Genomic DNA, 4,703 nt, shown 5'->3' with positions numbered 1-4,703 from the left:
GGGGGTTGCACCACGCGCCGCGCGGTCGCCTCCCCAGAGCGGCGCGGGCGCGGCGCATGCGTATACGGGCCTCCATGCACGGGAGCGAACGACACCCGGAGACGACGGAGCGTCCCCGGGGTCGGTGTCAGACGATCTCGCGGATCGCCGCGACCACCTGCCCCGCGTCGGGGATGTAGAACTGCTCCAGCGGCGGGCTGGCCGGGACCGGGATGTCCGGGCCGGTGACCCGGCGCAGCGGGGCCTTGAGGTCGGTGAAGGCCTGCTCCATGACCACGGCGGCGACCTCGCCGGCGAAGCCACCGGTGCGGGTCGCTTCGTGCAGCACCACCAGACGTCCGGTCTTGCGCACCGAGGCGAGGATGGTCTCGCTGTCCAATGGGGTTAGGGTACGCAGGTCGACGACCTCGACATCGACGCCCTCGCCGGCCAGCTGTTCGGCCGCCTGCATGGCGACACCGAGCATCTTCGACCAGGTGACGACGGTGACATCGGTGCCGGCGCGCTTGATGTCGGCCTTGCCGATGGGGATGGTGTAATCGTCCTCCGGTACCGCGTCCGGGGCGAAGTAGAGCCCCATGTCCTCAATGAAGATGACCGGGTTGTCATCGCGGATGGCGGACTTCAGCAGCCCCTTGGCGTCGGCCGGGGTGGCCGGCATCACCACCTTCAGCCCCGGACAGTGTGCGACCCAGGCCTCGAGGTTGTGCGAGTGCTGGCAGCCGGCGCCGAAACCGGCCCCGCTCTTGATCCGCACCACCAGCGGGAAGCGGGTCTTGCCGCCGGAGAGATAGCGCAGCTTGGCGGCGTGGTTGATGATCATGTCCGAGGCCAGGGTGAAGAAGGGGTTGAACATCACCTCCACCACCGGGCGCAGCCCACCGGCGGCGGCACCGACCGCGAGCCCGGCGATCGCCGCCTCCGACACCGGGGTGTCCTTCACCCGCCCGGGACCGAAGGCCTCGAGCAGCCCCGCGGTCGGCATCATCGGGCTGTCGTGGATACCGACCCCGATGCCCTCGCCGGCGAGGAAGATCCGTGAATCGCGCGCCATCTCCTCGCGCAGCGCCTGATTGACCGCCTGGCCCATTCCGAGTGTTTGCATCGTCATCTCCCCCTCACGCGACCCAGACATCGTCGAGCGCCTCGCGCGGCTCGGGCCACGGGCTCTCCTCGGCAAAACGCACCGCCTCGGCGACGACGGCGGCGGTGCTCGCGCGCAGGTCATCGAGCTCGGCATCGGACAGCTCGCCGCGGGCGCGCAGCGTCTCGCTCAACCGCTCGATGGGACAGCGCGCCTTCCAGGCGGCGATCTCCTCGGCAGGCTGGTAGCGCTGTGGATCACCCTCGCCGTGACCGCGCCAGCGGTAGGTCATGCACTCGATCAGCGTCGGTCCCTCGCCGGCCAGGGCGCGCTCGCGGGCGCGCCGGGTGACCTCGAACACCGCCGGCGCATCGTTGCCGTCGACCTGCTCGCCCGGCATGCCGTAGGCATCGGCGCGGGTCGCCAGTGACTCGATCGGGGTGTGTTCGTCATAGCCCTGCGCGGCGGCATAGCGGTTGTTCTCGCACACGAAGACCACCGGCAGGCGCCAGAGCCCGGCGAGGTTGAGCGCCTCGTGGAAGGAGCCCTCGCTGGTCGCCCCATCGCCGAAGAAACAGGCCGTCACCGCCGTCTCGCCACGATACTGCTGCGCGAAGCCCAGCCCGGTGGCGATGGGGAAGCCGCCGCCGACCACCGTGGTGGTGCAGAGCGCGTTGACCTCGGGCACCGCCAAGTGCAGCGTGCCGCTCTTACCCTTGTTGCAACCGGTGCGCCGACCGAAGATCTCGGCCATCAGCGCCTTCGGGTCCGCCCCGCGAGCGAGCAGGTGGTGATGACTACGATGATTGGTGACGATGACGTCCGCCGGCGACAGCGCGGCGCAGGCCCCCGAGCCGACCGCCTCCTGGCCGGTGGCTAGGATCATCATGCCGTGGATCTTGTCGGGCTGCTGGCACAGCTCGGTCAGGGTTTCCTCGAAGCGCCGCGCCAGGAGCATGGTGCGCAGCATCTCGAGCCTCTGCTGGGTGGAAACGGTCATGTGGAACACTCTCTACAGACATATTGCCGCCGCCCCGAAGGTCATCGGTGGATGTACCGACCCTCCGGAGCTGTGGCGAGGTAGAAGCCCTAGCGCCCTCGGCGACAACCGTCTGCCAAGGGTTGGCCGTGCGACCTCGAACCCGAACCAGACTATCCTGACACCCGTGCGTTGATAAGTCGGCAGAATCGCCAAGGACTGTTGCGCAGGAGCACCAGTCATCACCCCGCCTTTAGACCCGCCCGACCCCAGGGCTGCGACCTTGGAGGGCTGTCGCACGGCAAGCCTGGGGCGATGTCGACGAACGATAGGGCGATGTCTGGATCGCGGCCCGAGCGCTCAGCGACCGGGCGGGTGGCGGGCGCGATTCAAACGCGACAGAGACCAGTCACCGGATCGCAGTCGGCGCCTCCACAGCTGCGTTCCCACAGACAGCCGTTGCCAGCGCTCACGCGCACGATCGCCCCGGAACGCTCGAGGTCGAGTAGCTGGCGATCCAGATCGGCCGGCGTCAGGTCGAGGATCGTGGCCAACTCGATCGGCGCCGCCCGCCCGAAGCGATCGAGGCAATCGAGCACCCCCTCGGCCCCACCCTGCGGGGCGTGCCAGCGCAGCGCCCCCGCGCTCAGGCTCTCGATCACCGCGCGCATGCCTTGCAGGGGTTGGTAACCACGCAGCGACAGCGCGCGCTCGCCGACGCTGAGGTAAAAGCTCGGGAACCCGTGCACCCTGAATCGGCGGGTCATCGCCAGGTCCGCACGGAAGGCGTGTTCGGCCGAGCCATCGTCGAGATGGCCGATCAAGGCAGCAAGATCGAGCCCGACCTCGGCGGCCAATTCGATCAGCACCTCGCGCCGCCCGGTCTCGCGGGCCTCGGTGGCCGAGGCCTCACGGAGACGGCGCAGATAGCGCGGAGCCAAGACCGGATCGGTCAACTCGGCGGCCTTGTAGGCGATGTTCTGCGGATAGGTCGAGACCGTCTCGGTCGTGAACAGCCGAAACCCCTCGGCCCGTACCGGCATGCCGTGATGCGCCGAGGCCTCGAGCCAGTGCGCGATGATCGCCGCATTGGCCCCCTCTGGATCACCACCGATGGCGTTGGCGCGATCGTAGAAGGTACGGATGTCCTCGACCAACCCGCCCATCACCGGCCGAATGCGGAGCTGCTCGCCGTACCCGACCTGCAGCGCACGTAGCACCGGCTCGCTCCCCCAGCACCAGGTGCACACCGGATCGGTAAAGGCGAGGAGTTCGAGGGTCGGTTGATCTGTCATCGGGGGGCCTCAAGTGTCGGTCAGTTGGATCGCCGCGCTCGAGCAGGCGAGCAGGCGAGCAGGGACACCCCAAGGTACTGCTGGCACCCCCCGATGATAAGATGGCCGATCGCCAAAGACTGTTGCGTCAGAGCACCAATCACCCGTGGACGACTTCAACGACCTGGTCTATTTCGCCGCCGTGGTCGAGCACCACGGCTTCTCCGCCGCCGCTCGCGCCATCGGGGTCGACAAGACCCGCTTGAGCCGACGGGTCGCGGCTCTCGAAGTGCGTCTCGGGGTGAAACTACTGCATCGATCGACCCGCCGTATCGCCCTGACCGAGGCCGGAGAACGATTCCACGCCCACTGTCGGGCGGCGGTGGACGGCGCCCGCACCGCCTACGAGAGTGTCGCCGATCTGCAGCGCGAACCCGCCGGCACCGTGCGCCTGACCTGTCCCCAGGTGATGGCGGAGAGCTATCTGGCCCCTATCCTCGCGAGCTATCTGACCGAGCACCCCAAGGTCGACCTGATCGTAGAGGCCACCGATCGTGTGGTGGATCTGTTCGACGGGCGCTTCGACCTGGCGCTGCGCCCGAGCGCCCATATCGACAAGGCACTCGACCTGGTCGCCCGACCGCTGGCCGACGCGCGTCGCATCCTGGTCGCCGGACCCGCCTATCTCGAGCGGCGGGGGCACCCCACGGGGCCAGAGACACTCTCGACCCACGATGTCATCTGCCGCTCGGAGGAATCGACCGACGGCCAGACGCGCTGGCAACTCACCGGCCCGAAGGGACAGCGCGTAACGCTCCAGCTCACACCACGCGTCGAGACCAACGACATGCGACTGTTGCAGGAAGTCGTCTGCCGCGGACTTGGGGTCGCGCTGTTGCCCGAACCCGTCGTCGCCACAGCAATCCGTGCCGGCACGCTGACGCAGATCCTGCCGCAGTGGAGCGGCGCCACGCACCATATCTACCTGCTCTATCACAGCCCGCGCGGCATGCTGCCCTCGGTCCGCAGCCTGATCGACTACTTGATCGAACACCTACCGGCAAGCCTCCGGAGCGTTGCTAATACCGGCCGAACTTCGTAGGTTGGGCTGCCCACCGATCCGGTGGTCCAGCATGGGGCGATGCCGCATGACGGGTGGGCAACCCAACATCGGCGCGGGTCTCGAGCAGCGCAGCACCTGTCTTCTGACCTGACGCAGCCCTGTAGGTTGGGTTGCCGATGGCAACCCAACACCGACGCCGTTGCCCGATGATGGCGTGCCGATGCTGGGTGAACCGTCCACGGACGTTCCCGGCTCGTCGATGCGGCGGCTGACGGGTCATTGAGCCCGGGTTGATCGCAATCT

4 protein-coding genes are annotated in these 4,703 nt (G+C 68.1%); 1 reads left to right on the top strand and 3 read right to left on the bottom strand.

What is annotated here, in order from left to right; translation table 11 throughout:
* Positions 1-127 precede the first annotated feature (127 nt).
* From HF203_RS16005 to HF203_RS15995, 3 genes are all read right to left on the bottom strand, one after another.
* Complete coding sequence (locus tag HF203_RS16005) at positions 128-1,105, bottom strand: alpha-ketoacid dehydrogenase subunit beta (protein WP_168671083.1); 978 nt, start codon at positions 1,103-1,105, stop codon at positions 128-130.
* Positions 1,106-1,118: 13 nt separating this feature from the next.
* Positions 1,119-2,084, bottom strand: coding sequence for a thiamine pyrophosphate-dependent dehydrogenase E1 component subunit alpha (locus HF203_RS16000; RefSeq protein ID WP_168671082.1), 966 nt, complete (start codon positions 2,082-2,084; stop codon positions 1,119-1,121).
* 368 nt (positions 2,085-2,452) lie between these two features.
* On the bottom strand, positions 2,453-3,358 hold the full coding sequence (locus HF203_RS15995; protein ID WP_168671081.1) for a DsbA family oxidoreductase: 906 nt from the start codon (positions 3,356-3,358) through the stop codon (positions 2,453-2,455).
* Between the two features lie 145 nt (positions 3,359-3,503).
* Between HF203_RS15995 and HF203_RS15990 the strand changes: the two genes are divergently transcribed.
* The gene (locus HF203_RS15990; protein WP_168671080.1) at positions 3,504-4,439 is read left to right on the top strand and encodes a LysR substrate-binding domain-containing protein; all 936 of its coding nucleotides are present in this window, start codon (positions 3,504-3,506) and stop codon (positions 4,437-4,439) included.
* The last annotated feature ends 264 nt before the right edge of the window (positions 4,440-4,703 follow it).

The sequence above is a fragment of the Marichromatium bheemlicum genome, from assembly GCF_012276755.1.
In the GTDB taxonomy this organism is placed as follows: Bacteria; Pseudomonadota; Gammaproteobacteria; order Chromatiales; family Chromatiaceae; genus Marichromatium; species Marichromatium bheemlicum.
The sequence above is the reverse complement of the archived record's forward strand: the minus strand, read 5'-3'. Positions and strand labels throughout refer to the sequence as shown.

What these genes read in the sequence shown, in the direction of transcription:
- HF203_RS16005 (WP_168671083.1), bottom strand. Translation starts at nt 1,105, where the DNA reads ATGCAAACACTCGGAATGGGCCAGGCGGTCAATCAGGCGCTGCGCGAG.
- HF203_RS16000 (WP_168671082.1), bottom strand. Translation starts at nt 2,084, where the DNA reads ATGACCGTTTCCACCCAGCAGAGGCTCGAGATGCTGCGCACCATGCTC.
- HF203_RS15995 (WP_168671081.1), bottom strand. Translation starts at nt 3,358, where the DNA reads ATGACAGATCAACCGACCCTCGAACTCCTCGCCTTTACCGATCCGGTG.